Annotated in this window: 2 protein-coding genes; both read right to left on the reverse strand. The window is 42.4% G+C overall.

The annotated features are described in order from the left end of the window. Nucleotides 1-826 (reverse strand): trimethylamine methyltransferase family protein (locus SSCH_RS06850; protein WP_044664824.1); only part of this gene is annotated, 826 nt, incomplete at its 3' end. Between the two features lie 294 nt (nt 827-1,120). Next, nucleotides 1,121-1,527 (reverse strand): MFS transporter (locus tag SSCH_RS06855; RefSeq protein ID WP_232294268.1); only part of this gene is annotated, 407 nt, incomplete at its 5' end.

Consider the following 1,527-nt stretch of genomic DNA (forward strand, 5'->3'; position numbering starts at 1 on the left):
ACCGGGAACCGTAGAAGAGCGGTGTTTCCGGATTAATTACATAAGCCACTGTCGCGAAAGCCAGTGTCTCCGCGTTCACCTGAGCCAAGCCTCCAGCCAGTGTCAATGGGCCAGACATCCCACCTATGGGAGCACTCAAAATTGATGTTGGTATTCCCGCAGAAATAATGTTTTTCATAGTATCACAAATGGCTTGCGGAATCTTTAACGGAGATTCCGGTGAAACCCCCACAACCCCAATAGGGGTTTTAGCCAGTGATTCACTACCACCTGCAAAAGCTCGGAATAGTTCAACTACATATTTGGCCTCACCAGGATTGGAAATACCGGGTCCATAGATTGGTTTCTTGGAATACCTAAACATCAACTCTGTCTGTTTAACCTGGGTAATCGGAGCGGGAACATCACTTGGGTACAAGAGTGAACAAGGTGTATCAAGGTGTTCCAAGTGGTTCATCAGACGCATAGTAGCGATAACATCATCTACAACCGGCCTTCTTTTTTGGCCGGTCTCCAAGTCGAGGATGTCAGGAATACCCCCTGTGGTATGAGATACAATTGTGTCCGGGGTGATTTCAACCTTGATACCGTCGCGGCTGGTTAAAGTAACATGGTTGTGTACCTTAGCATTAGCAATCACTTTTTCTAAAAGATCAGCCTTGATTTTAACGCGCTTGCCGTCAACCTCACATCCATGATCAGCTAAATCATTTCTCAATCCCTGATCATCGATCAGGACCCCGAACTCCCGCAAGATCTGGAAACTAGTTTCATTAAGTTGTGAGATCTCCTGGTCACTTAATATTTTCAAAGTGCTTCTTGCCAACTGCGACACCTCTTTTTGTTATTTTTTTCTCTCGAATATTACTCGGATGATAATAGCCCTTTAAGCACGACTGATTAATTCCCCAACTGAAAATGCCCCCTGGCGATGCCACAGGGCCTCCCCATTTCCCAGGGCACCGCCATAAAATTCCCCTTTTTACACTATTTATATAATTCAGGGCATTCCTCAACCTTATGCATATTTTTTTAATAAGGTAGAGAAATCAGGCTAAATCACATGACCAACAATATAGGTTTATATATTTGGATATACTATTTTCTATTATTAAAGGTTTTATACCGCTTCTTTTGCTTTTAGTTTTTTGCTCTCATAAATCATTTTGCGTTTTTCCTTTGTAATACTCAGCCATATTATGGTTGCGATTAACCCTATACATCCTAGTGTTGCAAGTATGCCAAAGAAAAGCTGATATCCCAGTGCTCCAGAAAAATGGTCCAAAAGATATCCGGCAACAATCGGGACAAACACTTCCGAACTGTAGCCCAAAGGAGCGATAATAGCTACGGCAGTCCCGGTAAACTCAGTGGGGTAATCTCCTTCTTCAAGTATTGCATAATGCAAAGCTTGTATTGCATACATAGAAGTATAGATTGCGCAAGCGAATACAACTACTACATAGACAAGGCTCGCTTTTCCAGGTGTAAATATAATACCTAAAATACCCAATATCATTACTGCAA

Origin of the sequence: Syntrophaceticus schinkii (assembly GCF_000946815.1) — a bacterium.
Taxonomy (GTDB): domain Bacteria; phylum Bacillota; class DSM-12270; order Thermacetogeniales; family Thermacetogeniaceae; genus Syntrophaceticus; species Syntrophaceticus schinkii.